Source organism: Streptomyces sp. CB02009, assembly GCF_001905825.1.
In the GTDB taxonomy this organism is placed as follows: domain Bacteria; phylum Actinomycetota; class Actinomycetes; order Streptomycetales; family Streptomycetaceae; genus Streptomyces.
The window spans coordinates 278751-297209 of record NZ_LIVV01000003.1 but is presented as its reverse complement, the minus strand read 5'-3'; the positions used below and the strand labels follow the sequence as shown (position 1 = coordinate 297209).

Genomic DNA, 18459 nt, shown 5'->3' with positions numbered 1-18459 from the left:
TCGTCCGTCAGCGAACGTCCGTCAGCGGTCGTGCGCCAGCGGTCGTGCGGTGCGTCAGCCCAGCGGCGGCCAGGTGAGGACCGCGTCGTTCGGACCGGTGAGCTTGGACAGCGGTACGAACCGGAAGTAGAGATCGCGCGCCAGGGCGGGGAAGAAGGCCTCCAGCTGCTCGTTCTCGCTCAACGCGCGGGCCGCGGCGACCAGTCCCTCCGTCCGCGGCCGGCGCTCGTCCTCGTAGCCGCGCAGGGCCGCGACGGGGTCCGCCGTCGCGCGCAGGTGCTGGGCGAGGACGACCGCGTCCTCGATGGCCAGCGCCGCGCCCTGGCCCAGACTCACGAGCATCGGGTGGGCCGCGTCGCCGAGCAGGGTCGTACGGCCGGTGCCCCAGCGCTGGAGGAACGGGCGGTCCTGGGCGGTGATGCGGACGATCGACTCCTCGGGCGTGGTGCGGATCGCCTCCCGCACCTCGTCGGCCCAGCCGGCGAAGAGGCCCTCGAGGCCCTCCTTGCCGCGCCGCAGGTGTCCGGAGGCCCCCGGGGGCACGTTCTTCGTCGCCCACCAGTAGGCGCGGCCGCGGCCTATGTCGGCGAGGCCGAAGCGCTGTCCGCGCCCCCAGTAGTGCGCCGCGTAGCCCTTGGTCATCCGCCGGTGCGAGAAGGGCACCGTGGCCAGCCAGCAGGCGTAGTTCCCGGGCCGCGGTTCGTCGGCGGCGGGGTCCGCCACCTGCCTGCGGATCGCCGAGTTGAAGCCGTCCGCCCCGATCAGGAAGTCGCCCGAGGCGGTCCTGCCGTCCTCGAAGGCGACCTCGACCCCGTCCTCGCCGCTGACGAACCCGGCCGCCGCGGCCCCGAACTCGATGACGCTCTCGTCACCGAGCGCGTCCAGCAGGGTCTGCTGGAGGTCGGCCCGGTGGACGGCGTAGTTCGAGGCCCCCAGCCGGTCCGAGACCTCCCTGAACGGCAGGGCCCTGATCGGACGGCCGCGCCGGGTGAGGAACTTGAGCTCGTCGAAGACCTCGGCGCGCTTGTCGAGCCCCGGGGCGATGTCGATGTCGAGGCTGCGCAGCGCCAGGACCGCGTTGCACATCAACGACACCGCCGTGGTGCCCGGCCGCAGCTCGGGCGCCCGCTCGAAGACCTGCACCTCGACGCCTGCGCGGCGCAGTGCCGCGGCGGCGGCGAGGCCGCCGATGCCCGCTCCGACGACCAGAGCCTTGCGCGGGGGATGCTGCGTCATTTCCCACTCCTCTTCGTCGTCGGCCTCCGGCCCGGTCGGCCGGCCGTCATCACCTCGACCACCTTCTCGGCGACGACGCTCACGTGCGGTTCCTCCAGGAGCACCAGGTGGTCGCCGGGGACGTCGACCACCTGGACGCGTCCCGTGGTCAGGGCGCCCCAGCCGTTGGTGGGGTCCGTGTGCAGGCTCTGCGCGGCCCCGTGCATCGGCCGGAGGATCTCCGGCAGTTCGGAGGTCGCGCGGAGCAGCGCCACGTCCCCGTCGACCGGCTCGGGCCGGTAGGTGAGGATCGCCCGCCAGTGCGCCCTGAACATCTCGAACAGGCGGCGCACGGTGGTGCGCGAGCTGCCCGCCGGCAGGACTCCCGCCCGGGTGGCGTGTTCGACGATGAAGTCGAACTTCGCCTCCTCCTCCAGGCCGTCCGGCAGCGAGACCACCGGTGCGGTGCCGCCGCGTTCCATCCACAGCAGCTCCCAGAAGAACCACTCCAGGAGCGAGTGGTCGGCGACGTCGGGCAGCTCGCCCTGCTTGACGGCGATCGGGTCGATCAGTACGGCGGCGTGCAGCGCGTCCGGGTCGCTGTGCCGGAGCTGTCGCGCCATCTCGAAGGCGATGAAGCCTCCGAAGGACCACCCTCCGATCACGTACGGCCCTTCGGGGCACACGCGCCGCACGGCTTCCAGGTAGCCCGCCGCCATCTCGGGGATCGAGTCGAGGGGCTCGGTGCCCGCCACGGTGCCGGACGCCTGGAGCGCGTAGACCGGCTGGTCCTGCGGCAGGTGGCGGGCGAGGCGTACGTAGCACAGCACATGGCCGCCCAGCGGGTGGACCAGGAACAGCGGCGGCTTGTCTCCCTCGGTGCGGATCGGCACGACCGGGTCGAACCGGGCCGCGGAGCCGCTGCCCCGCAGGTGCCGTGCCAGGCCGGCGACGGTCGGGGCGGCGACGAACGCGGAGAGCGGGACGTTGACCCCGTAGCGCTTCTCGATGGTCATCACCAGCCGCATCGCGGTCAGCGAGGTGCCTCCGACGTCGAAGAAGTTGTCCCGCACGCCCACTGTGGGCAGTTCGAGGAGTTCCGCGAGGATGCCCACCAGTGCCCTCTCGTGCTCGTCGGCGGGCGGGGTGGCGTCGGACGACGGCACGGCGAGCGGCATGCGGCGCAGCAGCGCGTCGTCCCGCTTGCCGCTGGGGGTCAGGGGCAGGCTCGGGAGCCACTCCAGGTGCGCGGGCATCATGTAGTCCGGCAGCACCGCGCGCAGCCGGCCGCGCACCTCGTGCAGGTCCACGGCGTCGCTGTCGCCGACGAGGAAGGCCGCGAGGAACGCGTCTCCGCTCTCCCGTCGCCGGGACACCACCGCCGCCTCGCGGATGCCGGACGCGGCCTGCTCCTCGGCGATCTTGCCGATCGCGAGTTCCACCTCGGCCAGCTCGACCCGGAAGCCGCGTACCTTCACCTGGGAGTCGGCGCGGCCGAGCCAGATGAGGTTGCCGTCGGGCATGACCCTGGCCAGGTCTCCCGTGCGGTACAGGCGGGCTCCGGGCTCACCGGACGGGTCCGGTACGAACCGCTGCTCGGTCAGGTCGGGGCGGTTGCGGTAGCCGTGGGCCAGGCACACTCCTCCGATGTAGATCTCGCCCTTGGCGCCCGGCGGCACCGGCCGCATGAGGCCGTCGAGCAGGTGCAGCTCGATGCCGTCCACGGGCACGCCGACGGGCGGCAGGTCGGGGAAGAGGGCCGGGTCGCCGGTCATCGTGTGATGGGTCAGCAGGTGGGTCTCGGTGGGTCCGTACTGGTTCTCCAGGACCGTGTCCGGCCGCGCCGCGCAGAACCGGCGGATCTCGTCGGTGATCCTCAGCTGCTCCCCGGAGGAGATGACCACCCGCAGGGCGGCGGGGCGGATGCCCAGCGCCTGGGAGGTCTCCGCGAGCTGCTGGAGCGCGACGTAGGGCATGAAGACGCGTTCCACCTCCTCGCGGTCCAGGAGCCGCAGCAGGGCCGGCATGTCCTTCCGCTCGTCCTCGGCGAGCAGTTGCAGGGTGCCGCCGCCGCACAGCGTGGAGTAGATCTCCTGGAACGCCACGTCGAAGCTGAGCGGGGCGAACTGGAGGGTCTTGCCTCCGGCCGCTCCGCTGGCCGAGGGGATCTGCCACTCCTGGTAGTTGGCGAGCACGCGGTGCGGGAGTTCGACTCCCTTGGGTTCGCCGCTGGATCCGGAGGTGAAGAGCAGGTAGGCGACGGTCTCACCGGTGATGTCGGGCAGTTCCCGCTCGCTCCCGGGCGCCGGCTCCGCGGCGAGCAGGTCGGCGACGTACAGCAGCCGGGAGGAGTCCTCGAAGAGGTGCGCGTGCGCCTCGTGCGTGAGGATCCGTACCGGATCGGCCTGTGCGACCATCGCCGCGAGCCTGGCCGGCGGATAGCTCACGTCGAGCGGGACGCAGGTGGCTCCCGCCTTCCCGACGCCGAGGACGGCGGCCAGTGTCTCGGGAGAGCGGTCCATGGCGATGCCGACGGTCGAGCCGTGCCGTGCTCCGGCGGCGATCAGGCCCTGGGCGACGCGGTGCGCCGCCTCGTCGAGCCGGGCGTACGTCCACTGCCGTGTGCCGCAGGAGACCGCGATCGCGTCCGGGGTGGCCGCGACGTGCTCGTCGATGCGCCGTACGACGTTCAGGGGAGGCTCCCCGGGGGTACGGGCCTCGGCGCCGCTGCGCGGTGCCGCCCGGTTCGGCGGGACGCTCAGGAAGGCGAAGTCGGCTGCCTCGTCGGGGTGTTCGGTCATCTGCCGGAGGATGGCCAGGTACGTCTGCCCGATGCTCTCCACCTGCGAGGCGGTGAAGGTGCTCCCGTCGCAGTCCATGCGCAGCCAGAGGCGTTCGTCCACCGGGTCGGTGACCGCGTTCACCAGGATCTTGAAGTTCGTCTCCTCCCACGTCCTGAGGGCGGTCAGCTCCATGTCGGTGCCCTCGAAGAGGGAGCTGAGGACGTGCGGGTTGACGTAGTTGAAGGCCGTCTCGAAGACGACGTCGCCGCCGCGGTCCTCCTGGATCGCGCTGAGCGGGTAGCGGCGGTGGGGGTGGCTGTCCTGCTCCTGCTGGTACACCTCGCGCGCCGCGTCGATCCAGCTGCGCGGCCGGGTGTCGAGGCGCAGCGGCAGCGTCTCGAGGAAGAGCCCGGTGATCCGCTCGGCGTCGGCCTCCTCCGGCCGTCCGCCGGTGACGAGGCCGGTGGTGATGTCCGGGGTGTCGGAGTAGAGCCGCAGGGTCAGGCAGTGGGCGGCGAGCAGCAGGGACTTGACGGGCAGGCCGTGGGTGCGCGCCAGGTGGCGGAGCCGCGTGCCGAGGCCGTCGGGCAGTTCCACCTGGTGGTGGATGACGCCGTCGTCGCCCGCGGGCTCGTGGGGCCTGAGCCCGTCGATCTGGGCCAGTTCGACGCCGGTGAGGAGTCGTTGCCAGTACCGCCTGGCCGCGTCGGAGGCGAGGGCCCGCCGTTCCTCGCGTACGTGCAGGGCGGGCGACGGCAGTGGTCCGGACGGCACGGCTGCGACGGGCCGGCCGGAGTGGTGGAGGTAGTCCTGCAGCAGTTCGCGTACGAGGGTGGCGACGCTCCAGCCGTCCAGGATGGCGTGGTGGAAGCTGAACACCAGCTCCAGGGTGTCGTCGTTCAGGACGTGCGCGCGGAAGAGGTAGAGCGGCGGCCTGTCCAGTTGGTACGCGTGGTACCTGCGCTCCTCGATGTGCCGGTCGATCTCGGCCTGTGCCTCCTGGTCGCCCAGGTTCCGCAGGTCCGCGATCTCCAGCCCGCCGGGGGCCTCCCGGTGGACGAGCTGCAGGGGCTCGGAGTATCCGCCGAGGTCGAAGGCGGAGCGCATCACGGGGTGGCGTCGCACCAGGTCGTCGAAGGCGCTGCGGAACGCCTTCTCGTTCCAGGCCGTCCTGAGGGAGTAGCGGAAGACGTCGTGGTAGACGGCCGTCCTCTCGTGCTCCCTGCTGTGGTAGAGCAGGCCGAGGTGCAGCCGGGTCGCCGGGTAGGCGTCCGCCAGGTCCGCCAGTCGGGCGCGGTCGACTCCGGACACGAGCGCGAACGGCTCCAGCGGTGCATCCGGCGCGTCCGGTGACGATGTGGTCGCGTGGGCGGCGAGGGCCGCCACGGTCGGGTTGCGGACCATGTCGGCGAGGGTGAAGTGGATGCCCGCGCGGCGGGCCTCGGCCTGGATGCGGAGCATCAGGATCGAGTCGCCGCCCAGGGAGTAGTAGTCCTGGTCGACGCCGATCTCCTCGGTTCCCAGCACGGACGCCCAGGCCGCCGCGATCTTCGCCTCGATCTCGTTGGCGGGTGCCGCGGCCGCGGCGTCCGCTTCGACGGCGGGGGCGGGCAGCCTGCCGCGGTCGGCCTTCCCGTTCGCGGTGAGGGGGATCGAGTCGATCCGTACGAAGAAGGCGGGCACCATGAACTCCGGTAGTGACAACAGGAGTTGCGTCCGGAGATCGGGGAGCGGCTCTCCCTCGTCGGCCACGTAGTAGCCGACGAGATGGGCGCCACGGGAGGGGGTGGTCCGGTCCACCACGAGGGCGTCCCTGACGCCGGCGAGGGCCGTCAGGTGGTTGCGGACCTCGCCGAGTTCCACCCGGTTCCCGCGGATCTTGACCTGGTCGTCGAGCCTGCCCAGGTACTCAAGGGTGCCGTCGGCGAGCCATCGCGCGCGGTCCCCGGTGCGGTACATCCGCTCGCCGGGAGTGAAGGGGTCGTCGACGAACGCCGCGGCGTCCAGGTCGGGCCGGCCCAGGTAGCCGCGTGCCACGCCCACGCCCGAGAGGAAGAGCTCCCCGGCGACTCCGGCGGGCTGGAGGTCTCCGTGCGCACCGACCACGTAGAGCCGGATGTTGTCGATCGGCCGTCCGATCGGTACGCGGCGCGGTTCGCCGTCCGGGTCCGCCGGGCAGTCGTGGTACGTGACGTCGACCGTCCCCTCGGTCGGACCGTAGAGGTTGACGAGCCGTGGTGCCGCGGTGCCGGCCGCCGCGAAGACCTGGTGGAACCGGTGCACGTGTGCGGGCGTCAGCGCCTCACCGCTGCAGAAGACCAGGCGCAGGGAGGTGATCCCGTCCCGCAGCGCCGGATCCTCTTCGAGCAGGTCGAGGAAGGGGCCGAGCATCGAGGGCACGAAATGGGCCACGCTCACCCGGTGCGCCCGCATCGTCGTGAGGATGACGCGGGGATCGCGTTCGCCCCGGGGCGGGAGGAGCGCGAGTCCGGCACCGGTGATCGACCACCAGAACAGCTCCCACACGGAGACGTCGAAGGTCGCCGGTGTCTTCTGCAGCAGGACGTCGCCGGAGCCGACCGGATAGCCGCGCTGCATCCACTCCAGCCGATTGACCACGGAGCGGTGCTCGACCTGCACGCCCTTGGGCTGCCCGGTGGACCCCGAGGTGTAGATGACGTACGCGAGATCGCGCGGGCCGGCGGCGGGGACGAGCGGCGGGGGCGGGGTGCTCGGGGCGGCTTCCAGGCGGCGCACGGGTACGGCGCCGCCCACCAGCCGTTCCGGCACGGTGGTGCCGAGCAGGACGGATGCGGCACCGCTGTCGGTCAGCAGGAACCTGATCCGTTCCGCGGGATGGCTCGGGTCGACCGGAACGTACGCGGCGCCCGCCTTGAGCGCCCCCAGGACGGCGACGACGAGCTGTGGGCCGCGTTCCACCGCCACGGCCACCCGGTCGCCGGTGGCCACGCCGTCGCCCCGCAACTGGTGTGCGACGTGGTTCGCCCAGGCGTCCAGCTGGGCGAAGGTGAGGGAGTCGGCGGGGTCCTCCGCCATGACGGCGACCGCGTCCGGCGTCCTGTCCGCCTGCTGCTCGAAGAGGGCGTGGATCGTGGAGTCCTGCGTGAAGTCGGTCACCGGACCGCTGCCGACCGCGAGCAGGGCGGCGCGCTCCGCGGCGCCGACCATGGAGATCTCCGACAGGGGACGGTCCGGCCGGTCGAGCGCCCCCTTGAGGATCGCCTCCAGGTGGGCGGCCACCGACTCGATGGGGAAGTCCGCGTCGAAGACGTCGAGGGCGTAGTCCATGTCGACCAGCACGTCGCCGACGTCGTCCAGTTCGTTCACGACGACCGCCAGGACGTCGTCGTCATGGGCCCGGGCCTGTACGACGGTCTCGTACGTGGTGCCCTGCACCTCGGCCGGGCTCGGCCAGCGCAGGTAGGCGATGGTGGTGTCGAAGAGCCGCTTGCGGCCGGCGTTCCCGAGCGGCACCGCGCGCAGCAGGTCGCCCAGGGAGAACCGCTCGTGGGGCTTGAGCGCCCGGGTGGCGGACCGCACCTCGGCGACGAGTTCGCTCATGGAGAGGTCCTGGCGCGGGTTCACCCGCAGGGGCAGCGTGTTGGCGAAGTGCCCGACGGTCCGCTTCTGCCCGTCGGTGGTCCGGTTCATCAGCGGGACGCCCAGGACGATCTCGTCGCTGCCGTGGATCCGGGAGAGGTACACGGAGAAGGCGCTCGCGACGAACGCGAAGACCGAATGACCGTGCTCACGCATGCGTTCGATGAGAGAGCGCTCGATCCGGAAGCTGTGGCGGGCGCTTCCGCGGGATCCGGCCGGCGCGGTGCGGTGGAAGAAGGCGGGTGCGACGTCCTTCAACTGCTCCTGGAAGAACGCGCGGTCCTCCTCGTGGCCGGCCGAGCCCCGGTAGCGGCGCTCCTCCTCGGCGAAGTCCAGGTAGGACGGTACGGGCCGGTCGTCGAACCTCCCGGTCCGCCGTACCTGGTCGTACTCGGCGCGCACCTGGGACATGAACAGGTTCAGGCCCCAGGCGTCCGCGACGATGTGATGCACCTTGACGTAGGCGTGGACGGTGTCCTCGCCCTCCTTGAGCACGGCGATCGTGAACAGCCGACGGCGTTCCACCTCGAACGGGACGTCGAACGCGTCCTTGATCCACGCCTCGCAGGCGGCACGCGGCGCTGCGGTTCCCGAGAGGTCGATCGTCGGGATGTCGAACGTCTCGTGCTCGGCCCACTGGCTCGGCGTCCCGTCCTCGGGGTCGATCCGGAGCTGGAACGCGTCGTGGCGGTCTGCCGCCCGGCGTAAGCACTCCTTGAGCAGATCGACGTCGACGTCGCCGGTGAACCGGTCGGCGATGAAACAGTTGAACTGCGGGAGATCAGGGAAGAGAGAGTTCGCCGCCCAGATGTCCTGCTGGTAGGCCGTGAGCGTGCTGCGCCCCCGTACATTCACGATCGCTCCATTTTCGTCGGCTTCCGCTTTCGATCCCTGGGCTGCGCGACCGCGTCAGCCGGCGTTCTCCGCGTCGATCGTGGTGCCGTGGTACCAGGGGTTTCCCGCCGCCTCCGAGATGAGGTTCCGCGACGCGGTCTCCCGCGCCTTTCCGAGGTCCAGGGTCAGGTACTGGACGAACTCCAGAGCGGTGAAGTACTGGCGCATGAAGGTCGGCTGGTCGAGTTCGATCTGGGTCACCGTGACGTTCGCGTTCTGCGGGATCGGCGCGGTGAGCAGCGCCACCAGGTTCTCGCGCTTGGCGCGGGTGTAGTCGTCCTCCTCCGGGTCGGAGAAGACGAGGATGCTGTGACGGCGCACGGGATCCGAGAGGGTGGCCACCTCGCTGTGGCAGAACTCGTGGAAGTAGTTCCGCGTCGCGGGCACCATGGCGATCTCGTTGAAGTGCATCTTCGCGAGCTTCAGCAGGCTCTCGTGCCACTTGGGCGAGCCGAGCATGATGATGTTGGAGTCCTCGCTCCGGACAGCGGCGTCGGCGGCCAGCTCACGCAGGGCAGGCGTGAAGTCGGTCTCCAAGGTCCGGGCCAGGGCGCGGACTTCCGGACCGTGGTCCTCTTCCAGGAGCCCGAGCTTCAGGAACATGTCGACCAGGATCGAGAAGTACTGGCCGACGTGGAACAGCGGGTACTCGCGGTCCGGCTTGCTCAGGGTCCAGCGCGCGATGGACACGCCGTGCTCCTCCCCCAGCTCGCCGAGCCGGCCGCCCGAGGTGAGCAGCAGCACCCGGTCGTGCATCGGGCTCAGCGTGTGGAAGGCCCGGACGGGCTCGTTGGAGTGGCCGCTGTAGGAGCTCAGGATGACGAGTGTCCGGTCGTCCTCGATCACCGAGCGCGGTATCAGGTACTCGAAGTCGTAGTCGTTGAAGACATGTACTTCGAGGTCGCTCTTGATCGAGTTGAAGAAGACCTTGATCACGTCCGACACGATGGCCGAGCAGCCCATGCCGCTGAAGACGATGCGGGTGAAGTGACCGCTCGACATCTTCTTCGCGAGGTCATCCGTTATCCCGGAGATGTCGTACTCGTCGAACTTCGTGAAACCGGAGCGGTACTCCTGCTCGAGGAACTCCTGGTAGCGTTCAAGGCGCGGTCGCATGACCTTCTCCTTCTCTGTGGTTTCTCACGTCAGGGATTGATGTACGAACCCGGGCCGACGGCCTGGCCGTCAGCCGGGCTGACTGCCGGTGCCGACAGCGGGGCCGCTACCACATGAACTGGCCGCCGTCGACGATGAGCTTCTGGCCCGTCACGTAGGAGGCTCCCGCTCCCACCAGGAACTCCAGGGCGTCCGCCATCTCTTCGGTGGAGCCGATCCTCCGCTGCGGAATCTCGTCCAGGAGCGCGTTCCTGTACTCCGGCTCGGCGACGCGGTACCGGGTCCGCATCTCCTCCGTGTCGATCATTCCGGGGATGAGGCAGTTGACCCGGATGCTGGGGGCCAGCTCCATGGCGAGGCACTTGGTCAGGTGCAGCAGCCCCGCTTTGCTCGAGCAGTAGTTGGCACCGTTCAGCCGGGGGCGGATCGCCGTGGTCGCACCGATGTTGACGATGGAACCGCCGCCGGCCTCGATCATGTGCGGGGCAAATGCCCGGGTCATATAGAAGGGCCCCGAGAGATTGGTGTCCAGCACCTGGCGCCAGTCCGTGTCGGAGATCTCGAGCACCGGCCGGTCGATGTTGAGACCGGCGTTGTTGACCAGCACCTCGGGAGTCCCGTGACCGGTACGCACCAGGTCGGCGAGCCGCGCCACGTCATCGGGATCCGACACGTCGGACCGGATGACCGAGAGCCCCTTCTTCATCTCCTTGGCGGCCTGGTTCGCCGCGTCCTCGTCGCTGCGAAACGTCGCGACCACCCGGTATCCCATCCGAGTGAGCCGGCGGCTGAACTCGAGACCGATTCCCTTGGTTCCACCGGTGACTACGGCCAGTTTGTCAGGCGATTTCATTCAAGCTCCGCATAGTGGATTGTTCGGTCTTTCCCATGCCGGGGCGCCGCCGCGGATCGGGCAGGCGGGATCGCGGCGGCCCGCGAGGAGGGCACCGGACAGGGACCGTGCGGCGGATGCGCCGCACGGTCCGGCGCGGGCGCCCTCACCGGGACGGCACGGCGAGCGCCCTGGACCGCGGGACGACTCAGCCGGCCTCGGGCTTGCGGGCGCGCAGGATGACGTCGAACCGACCGGGGTACTGCCGGTCCATCGGCTCGAACCCCGCTTCGGTGTACCACTGCTCGAAGTCCTGCGGCGTGTAGATGCGGCCGTCGGGCGACGCGATCGTGTGCACGTACGCCGACATGAACGCGGCGTGGGCGGGTCCGGTCTCGTCGTCGTCCTGGGCGCAGGCGACGATCACCAGGTGCCCTCCCGGCTTCAGCGCCCGGTAGGTCTTCGCGAAGAGCTCGCGGACCTGCTCCGGCGACCAGATCTCGAGGAATCGGGAGAAGACGACGCAGTCGTGGGAGGTGGGGAACTCCTCCTGCCAGATATCGGCTCCGACCGCGTGGACGCGGTCGACGAGACCCGCCTCGGCGATCTGCTCCTCCGCCATCTTCGCCACGTTGGGGAGTTCGAGAATGGTCGCCTGGAGGTGCGGCCACCGCTTGGCGAAAGCGATGGCATTCGTTCCCGTGCCGCCGCCCACGTCCAGGACGTGCTGATAGGAGGAGAAGTCCACGGAGTTGACGAAGTCCTCGACCACCGAACGGCTCTGGTGCTCCATCATGGCGGTGAAGACCTTTTCGAGGTTCTTGTCCTCGCCGAGCAGCTCGTAGAGCGTGGTCGCCGACGAGCCGGCCAGCAGCTCGCGGTCGAGACCCACGTTGTCGTTCTCCACGAGTGATTCGTAGAGCCAGCCCATCGGGCGGTACAGCATCTCATGGGTGTAGCGGACGATGACCGGCATGAATTCGTCCGGATCGCCCGCGAGAATGTCGGTCGCGGCGGTGTTGTGGTAACCATCGCCTTCCTTGCGTACGAGCTCGAATGCGCTGCATCCCAGCAACAGCACGTGCCCCGCGCGTTCCTCCAACTCAAGCGCCCGGGTTATCTCTTCGCGAGTGGCACCCGGCTGCTCCTTGAGCAGAGCGAATAACTTCAGGCGCAGTGCGGCGTGCAGGAACGGGAACCGAAAACTGGTGTACACCAGTTTCCACAGCTCGTCCAGGGCGGTCGGTGACGGTGCGGTCATGGTGATCTCCTTCACGGTGCTACGAGCCTCGGGCGTGCACCCTCGGCCGTTTCGTGTCGTGGCGAAATCCAACAACGTCCGGTTTAACCGATTGACGGCATTGAGGCAGGTAGTGGAAGCGCGATCCCCGCAGCGCGCCGTACCCCGCCCCGGGGGCGCGGCGCCAAGTGGGCGGGGCTAGACCATCGCCTTCACCTGCATCATCGAAATCTTCCTCCCCGTTGACGCGTCCTGCCCGAATGGCGAATCCGAACAGGCCGCGATGCACCACGAGGCAACACCAAACCCGAGAACCGCACAAGACCATTAACGCCGCCAAGCCCCCTACCGATGGCGCGAATCGAACGTTTCTGCCCCCGCACCCCACCATTCTTGGCCGACGGAGCACCGATCCCGGCCGCGACCTGAGCGATCAAGGGGCTGAAAATCGTTCCTTGGATAGAGCGGCAGGTAGCCGGATCATCTTTCCAAATCGGACAGATCATCGGAGCCGCTGCACCCTATTCATCGTTTAGGGTCGAGGATCCGCTCCGGAATACGTCTCGCGCTGCGAGACGCACGGCGCCGAAGAAGACCAGAGAGTTTTCCGGCCGGCCATGGGGCGTCCGCATTTCTCGCTGCCGTCCGCAGCCACATCCGCCGTGAACCGGATCCGGTCCCATCCATTCCGACGCGACGCGACCCGACCGACCCATCCCGTCCCGACCCGTCCCACGAGGAATCAAGAGGACACACGATGTACATGCGGTTAATGGACGCACAGTTCGACGATCCCGCCTACGACTCCTATCTCGAAGCCCAGCAGCGCGCCTACTCCGCACCCGGCTACGAGACGCTGACGAAGTACGGAAGCACCGACCCGCGCACCATTCGCGACCCGTTGAGCTACCTCGCCGTCTTCGCCGAGGCGGCGGACGACGAGGGCGAGCGGCTCGTCGGCGGCATCCGCATCCACCGGAAGGCGGCGGGCCAGCTGCCCTCCGAGATCCACCTCGCGAGCCAGGACTTCAACGACACCGTGGCGGAAGAGGTCGCCGCCGGCGAGTCGGTGGCCGAGATCTGCGGCATCTGGGTGGATCACGACTGGAGGGGCCGCAACCTCGCCTCCCTGCTGTGCTTCTCCTCCGTCGTGGCGGCCCAGCGACTGGGGGCGACCGTGATCTGCGGCAGCGGACCCACCGAGCGCATCAAGGGGTACGAACGGTGCGGTATGCGGTTCCGGCACGACCGCCCCCTGCACGACCGCCCGTTCCCGGGCATCACGGCGTACTACTCCGTCAACAGGGCAGAGTCCATACGTCATCGCGAGGAGCGACTGACCCGGTCGGCGGTCCTGCTGGACCGCGCCCTGGACGAAGCCCCCTGTGTCCCCACCGACGTGGTCCGTGCCGTCGCCGAGGAACTCGGCCTCGGGCACTCCACCGCCTCGGCATCCCTCGGCAACGCACGTTAGGCGCGCGATGAACCTGGAAGCACGACTGGGCACCCTCACCCGGCCCGCCGGCGACACCGCTCCATGGCAGCCGACGCTGTACGCACCCGTAGAGCCCGAGCAACGCGCGGCCCTGACCGAGCTGCTCGACAGCGGTGCCGTCGACTCCGTCCACGACACGTGCGCCGAGCAGCTGGAAGAGCTCCTCTCCGCCCGGCGACCCGACTGGCATCCCGATACCGGGGAGTTGGCGGCCGCGGTCGCCGACCACCTCGGCGGCAGGCCCCCGGCGGAGTACGGCACCTGGGCGTGGTACGCCTGGTCGCGGCAGCTCGTCCACGTCCTGCCGGCGGCCGAGCACCGCGAGCTCCGCCAGTCCCGCAACCGCTACAAGATCACCGCGGAGGAGCAGGAGCTCCTCTCGCGGAAGACCGTGGCCGTGGTCGGCCTCTCCGTGGGCGCCGCGAGCGCGGTCACCCTCGCCCAGGAGGGCGTGGGCGACCGGTTCCGGCTCGCCGACTTCGACCGCCTCTCCCTCTCCAACCTCAACCGGCTCCGCGCCTCGGTCGCCGACGTCGGCCTGCCCAAAGTCGTCATCGCCGCCCGGCAGATGTACGAGATCGACCCCTACCTCGACATCAGCGTCTGGCCGGAAGGACTGACCGAGGAGAACACCGACGTCTTCCTGGCGGGCGGTGGCCGCGCCGACCTCCTCGTCGAGGAGTGCGACGACATGTTCCTCAAGGTGCACGTCCGTGAACGTGCCCGTGCTCTCGGCATCCCCGTCCTGATGGAGACCAACGAGCGCGGCATGCTGGATGTGGAGCGGTTCGACCTCGAACCCGAGCGGCCCCTTCTGCACGGCCTTCTGCAGGGGGTAGGGGCCGCCGGGGTCAAGGCGATGTCGACCCGCGAGAAGCTTCCGCACCTGCTGCGCATCCTCGGTCAGGACGCGCCCTCCGAGCGGCTGGTCTCCTCCCTCGTCGAGACGGGCAAGACAATCTCCTCCTGGCCGCAGCTCGCCTCGGGCGTCAGCCTGGGCGCCGCGCTGGTGACGGACACCGCCCGACGTCTCCTCCTCGGCCAGTTCCATGCCTCGGGACGGTACTTCGTCGATCCCGGCACCCTGATCCAGGAGGGCGCGGAGACCGCTCTGCCACCGGCGGAACCCACACCCGAACCGGCCACGGACGTGGCCTCCGCTCCCCTCCTCCTGCCGCCGCCGCCCGGCGACGCCGGCGCCACCCTGGGTGAGGAAGGCATCCGCCGCCTGGTCGCCCACGGCATCCAGGCGCCGTCCGGCGGCAACAGCCAGCCCTGGCGGTTCGTCGCCCACGACGGGGCCCTGGACTGCCGGGTCGACGACCTGCAGCCCCGGACCATGCTCGACTTCGAAGGCTGCGCCACCCATCTGGCCATCGGCGCGGCGGTGGAGAACATGCACCTCGCGGCCCAGGCCGCCGGCTGGGACTGCCAGGTGCGGTACTTCCCCACCCCGGCCGACCCGGGCCTGGTCTGCCGGCTCACCTTCTCCGGCGCGGCCGACGTCCCGCGCCCCGCGCTGTTCGACTGGGTCGAGCACCGCGCCACCAACCGCAACCCCGGGCCCGCTCGCCCGCTCCTCGCGTCGCACGCGGCGGCTCTGGAGGACTGCGCCACCGCGAGCGGCGCCCGACTCCACCTCGTCACCGCACGCGATCAGCTGGACGAGCTGGGCCGGGTCCTGGGGGCGGGCGACCGGCTGCGAATGCTCTCCCCCGAGCTGCACCGGGACATGATGGGCGAGTTGCGCTGGGACCCCGAGGAGGCACGGCGCACGCGGGACGGCATCGACGTCGCCACGCTGGGGTTCGACGACGTCGACCTCGCGGGCGTCCGTCTGGCGCGGCAGTGGTCCGGTCTGGCCTTCGTCCGCCGGATCGGCGGCGGCAAGGCCTTCGAGGAGAGTGCGGGAAAGTCGCTGGCCGCCTCGTCGGCCGTCGGCTGCCTCACCGTCCCGGGCAAGGGCCCTCGGGCCTTCGCCGAGGGCGGCCGTGCCCTGCAGCGGCTCTGGCTCACCGCCACGTCCCTGGGCCTGGGATTCCAGCCGCACACGTCGCTGCTCTACCTGTTCCCCCGGGTGGAGGGTGCCGGCGAGTCCGGACTCGACGCCGCCGACACCGACGTTCTGCGCACGCTGCGCGCGAGGTTCACCGCCGTCGTCCCCCGCAAGCCGGACGAGTCCGAGCTGATGCTCTTCCGGCTCTCGTACGCGGCGGCGCCGGCGGCCCGCTCACTGCGCCGCACCGTCGAATCGGTGCTCCGGTTCGAAGGGCCGCCTTCACGAAGCGGGTCGTGACGTGACACCGGCCGGGCCAGGCAGGTGCCTGGCCCGGCCGGCCGCGGTGCAGGAGGCCGCCGGTTCACGGCCCGGAACCGGCCCACCTGGAAGCGTCAGCCTGCGACGGGGAGACACTCGTCGAGCAGACCGACGATGTCGTTCCAGGCACGTCGCGCGTGCTGAGGGTGGTGGCCCACTCCGGGGCGCACACGCTGGTCGACCGGAGGGTGGTGGAAGGCGTGCAGGGCACCGCCGTAGACCACGAGGCGCCAGTCGACTCCCGCGGCCAGTATCTCGGCGGCGAAGGCGTCCCGTTGGGCGGGCGGCATGATGGGGTCCTCCGATCCGACCGCCGCCCACACAGGGCAGCGGATGCGCGCCGCCTCGCCCGGGCGGCCCGTGGTCAGGGCGTTGACCGTCCCGATGGCGCGGAGGTCGACCCCGTCGCGCCCGAGTTCCAGCCCGATGGCGCCCCCGGTGCCGTAGCCGATGACGGCGATCCGGTCGGGATCGGTGCGCGGTTCGGCTCGCACCACGTCGAGCGCCGCGTGGCCGATCTCGCGCATCCGGTCGGGATCCGCGAGCAGGGGCATGCACCGGGCCATCATCTCGTCGGGGTCGGTGAACCACTTTCCACCGTGGATGTCGAAGGCGAACGCCACGTACCCCAGCTCGGCCAGGGCGTCGGCCCTGCGGCGCTGGAAGTCGTTGAGTCCGGTCCCCTCGGGCCCGACCAGAACCGCGGGCCGGCGGTCGGCGCCGGCCGGGAGCGCCAGGTGCCCGATCATCGTCAGACCGTCGGCCGGGTAGGCGACCGAGCGGGTGGTAACCGTGATCATGCGAACGGACTGTAGCGGCCTCCGCGCCGGGACGATCGGGCCGACAGGGCCGACCGAGGTACGCCCGTACGTCTCTGACGTGCACTGATGGCCGGCAGGTCGCCGATCCCGGCCCCGGCACGTCACTGGCATGGAGTACACCCCGGTCGCACCCCGTCACCGACATGGAGTAACGGCCGCCGTCGGCACGATCGTGACGATCACCGACGACGGCCGTCCGAAGGCCGGGTCCGGCCCGTGCCGCTCGCCTCATGAGCCGGAGACGCCGACTCGTGGGACGGAGACGGGCGTCAGGAGGAGGAACGGAGAGTACGCCTCGACGTCCGCACCCTCCCGGGCCCGCGTTCTTCGCGGTCGAGGCTCAGGCCGCCGCGTCCTGCCGCGTCAACGCACACCGGCGATGGTGCGCGGAGCGATCACCTTGTCGACGAGTCCGAACTCCAGCGCCTGATCGGCGGTGAGGACCTGGGCCCGGTCGACGTCCTTGTTGATCTGCGCGACGTCCCGACCGGTGTGCTTGGCGAGAAGCCGTTCGATCAGCTCCCGCTGGCGCTGGACCTCTCTGCCCTGGATCTCCAGGTCGGACACCTGGCCCTGGGTTCCGTCGCTGTGCGGCTGCTGGAGGAGGATCCGGGCGCTCGGCAGCGCCAGACGCTTCCCGGGGGTGCCCGCCGCCAGGATCACGGCCGCGACCGAGTTGGCCTGACCGAGACAGACCGTCTGGATGTCGGGCCGCACGAACTGCATGGTGTCGTAGACGGCGGTGAGCGGAGTGAGGTCGCCGCCGGGCGAGTTGATGTAGAGAGAGATGTCCCGTTCAGGGTCCTGCGACTCGAGGCACAGGAGCTGGGCCATGATGTCGTTCGCCACGACATCGTCGACCGGGGTTCCGAGGAAGATGACGCGCTCCTCGAAGAGTTTCGCGTACGGGTCGTATTCCCTGGTGCCCTGCGACGTACGTTCCACGAAACGCGGAACGACATATCGGCTTTCCGGTCCTAAGTGACCGGACCCGAACGAGGGCGAGGCTGATGCGGGCATGGAATTGCTCGCCATGCGTGGTCCTCCCGAGGTGATTGGATGTGCTTGCCCGTGGGGCGGAGGACTAGCCGACGGCGCCGAGGCCCGGGTGCTCCGCCGTCATCACCTCGTCGATCAGGCCGTATTCCTTGGCCTCCTGGGCGGTGAACCAGCGGTCCCGGTCGGAGTCACGGGTGATGGTGTCGGCGTCCTGGCCGGAGTGCTGTGCGATGAGCTCAGCCATTTCCCGCTTGGTGCGGACCAGCTGGTCCACGTAGATCTTGATGTCCGAGGCCGAGCCGGCGAAACCGGCCGAAGGCTGGTGCATGAGGATCTTCGTGTGCGGCAATGCGAACCGCTTTCCCTTCGCACCCGCGGTGAGAAGGAACTGGCCCATGGAGGCACAGAATCCCATGGCAATGGTCACGACGTCGTTCTTGATGTACTGCATGGTGTCGTAGACCGCCATGCCGGCGGTGACCGAGCCGCCCGGCGAGTGGATGTACAAGTAGATGTCTCGGGTCGGATCCGCGGCGAGCATCAGCATCTGCGCGGTGATGCGGTTGGCGATGTCGTCGTCGACTTCCTTGCCGAGGAAAATGATGCGGTCCTCGAGAAGGCGGTTGTACACCGCGTCCACGCCGACTCCCTCACCGGCGCCGCCGCGGGCATAGGGCATCATCTGGCCTGCTTCGAGAGGAAACTGCCGAGAGCTCATGCGATTCCACTCCTCTGTCGTTGCTTGTCCGCTAAAGGGCCTGCACCGAGTCCGTTCAGCTGCTATCCGACCGATGAGAGCCGGAAGCGGCACTCCACTCGCCCCCTCGCGCTTAACGAAGCTAACACGCACTCCGCGCCCCTCCAGCGGCAGTTGAGAGGCCGTTCGCTCAGAGCGGAGGGTGTGACCGATTTTCAATTGGCTTGAAATCAGGCCGAGTTCAGGCCAGGTGCGACCTTGACACCGACGGGACAGCAGGGACGTGCGCAGGAACTGGTGCATAAGGAAGCAATCGCCGATGACATCCGGCCAGAATCACGGCAGTTGACCTGTCTCGCTTCGGACAGCGGGGGCGACGCGGCGGATCCCCACGTCGAGGTGCGGGCCGGAGTCGGCCCGACCGAGCGG

At 69.8% G+C, this 18459-nt stretch carries 10 protein-coding genes; 2 read left to right on the top strand and 8 right to left on the bottom strand.

From position 1 onward, the window contains the following. Positions 1 to 54: 54 nt before the first annotated feature. The 5 genes from AMK27_RS14140 to AMK27_RS14120 all read right to left on the bottom strand — a co-directional run bounded on the left by AMK27_RS14140 (position 55) and on the right by AMK27_RS14120 (position 11722). On the bottom strand, positions 55 to 1236 hold the full coding sequence (locus AMK27_RS14140) for an FAD-dependent monooxygenase (protein ID WP_073906468.1): 1182 nt from the start codon (positions 1234 to 1236) through the stop codon (positions 55 to 57). Then, positions 1233 to 8474 (bottom strand): amino acid adenylation domain-containing protein, encoded by a 7242-nt coding sequence (locus AMK27_RS14135; protein ID WP_073906466.1) that lies wholly within the window; start codon positions 8472 to 8474, stop codon positions 1233 to 1235. The genes AMK27_RS14140 and AMK27_RS14135 overlap by 4 nt, the downstream gene beginning before the upstream one ends. Positions 8475 to 8528: 54 nt before the next feature. Next, the gene (locus AMK27_RS14130) at positions 8529 to 9629 is read right to left on the bottom strand and encodes an SIS domain-containing protein (RefSeq protein WP_073906464.1); all 1101 of its coding nucleotides are present in this window, start codon (positions 9627 to 9629) and stop codon (positions 8529 to 8531) included. 106 nt (positions 9630 to 9735) lie between these two features. After that, a complete protein-coding gene (locus tag AMK27_RS14125) occupies positions 9736 to 10482 on the bottom strand; it encodes an SDR family NAD(P)-dependent oxidoreductase (protein ID WP_073906462.1) in 747 nt (248 codons plus the stop codon). Positions 10483 to 10669: 187 nt separating this feature from the next. Beyond that, on the bottom strand, positions 10670 to 11722 hold the full coding sequence (locus AMK27_RS14120) for a methyltransferase (RefSeq protein ID WP_073906460.1): 1053 nt from the start codon (positions 11720 to 11722) through the stop codon (positions 10670 to 10672). Between the two features lie 751 nt (positions 11723 to 12473). Here AMK27_RS14120 and AMK27_RS14115 point away from each other — a divergent pair. Both AMK27_RS14115 and AMK27_RS14110 read left to right on the top strand, forming a co-directional pair. Further along, on the top strand, positions 12474 to 13175 hold the full coding sequence (locus AMK27_RS14115) for a GNAT family N-acetyltransferase (RefSeq protein WP_073906458.1): 702 nt from the start codon (positions 12474 to 12476) through the stop codon (positions 13173 to 13175). Between the two features lie 7 nt (positions 13176 to 13182). Then, positions 13183 to 15492, top strand: a complete 2310-nt coding sequence (locus AMK27_RS14110) for an Rv1355c family protein (RefSeq protein WP_073906456.1) — start codon at positions 13183 to 13185, stop codon at positions 15490 to 15492. Positions 15493 to 15587: 95 nt separating this feature from the next. Here AMK27_RS14110 and AMK27_RS14105 read toward each other — a convergent pair whose 3' ends face one another. From AMK27_RS14105 to AMK27_RS14095, 3 genes are all read right to left on the bottom strand, one after another. Further along, entirely contained in the window at positions 15588 to 16313 is a 726-nt protein-coding gene (locus AMK27_RS14105) for a dienelactone hydrolase family protein (RefSeq protein ID WP_073906454.1), read from the bottom strand. A 384-nt stretch (positions 16314 to 16697) separates the two neighbouring features. Continuing rightward, positions 16698 to 17354, bottom strand: a complete 657-nt coding sequence (locus AMK27_RS14100; protein WP_107425584.1) for an ATP-dependent Clp protease proteolytic subunit — start codon at positions 17352 to 17354, stop codon at positions 16698 to 16700. A 64-nt stretch (positions 17355 to 17418) separates the two neighbouring features. Continuing rightward, complete coding sequence (locus AMK27_RS14095) at positions 17419 to 18012, bottom strand: ATP-dependent Clp protease proteolytic subunit (RefSeq protein ID WP_073907512.1); 594 nt, start codon at positions 18010 to 18012, stop codon at positions 17419 to 17421. Positions 18013 to 18459 lie beyond the last annotated feature (447 nt).

Excerpts from the sequence above, each read along its gene's own strand:
- AMK27_RS14115 (WP_073906458.1), top strand. The coding sequence starts at position 12,474 with ATGGACGCACAGTTCGACGATCCCGCCTACGACTCCTATCTCGAAGCC.
- AMK27_RS14105 (WP_073906454.1), bottom strand. The coding sequence starts at position 16,313 with ATGATCACGGTTACCACCCGCTCGGTCGCCTACCCGGCCGACGGTCTG.
- AMK27_RS14100 (WP_107425584.1), bottom strand. The coding sequence starts at position 17,354 with ATGCCCGCATCAGCCTCGCCCTCGTTCGGGTCCGGTCACTTAGGACCG.
- AMK27_RS14130 (WP_073906464.1), bottom strand. The coding sequence starts at position 9,629 with ATGCGACCGCGCCTTGAACGCTACCAGGAGTTCCTCGAGCAGGAGTAC.
- AMK27_RS14125 (WP_073906462.1), bottom strand. The coding sequence starts at position 10,482 with ATGAAATCGCCTGACAAACTGGCCGTAGTCACCGGTGGAACCAAGGGA.
- AMK27_RS14110 (WP_073906456.1), top strand. The coding sequence starts at position 13,183 with ATGAACCTGGAAGCACGACTGGGCACCCTCACCCGGCCCGCCGGCGAC.
- AMK27_RS14095 (WP_073907512.1), bottom strand. The coding sequence starts at position 18,012 with ATGCCCTATGCCCGCGGCGGCGCCGGTGAGGGAGTCGGCGTGGACGCG.
- AMK27_RS14140 (WP_073906468.1), bottom strand. The coding sequence starts at position 1,236 with ATGACGCAGCATCCCCCGCGCAAGGCTCTGGTCGTCGGAGCGGGCATC.
- AMK27_RS14120 (WP_073906460.1), bottom strand. The coding sequence starts at position 11,722 with ATGACCGCACCGTCACCGACCGCCCTGGACGAGCTGTGGAAACTGGTG.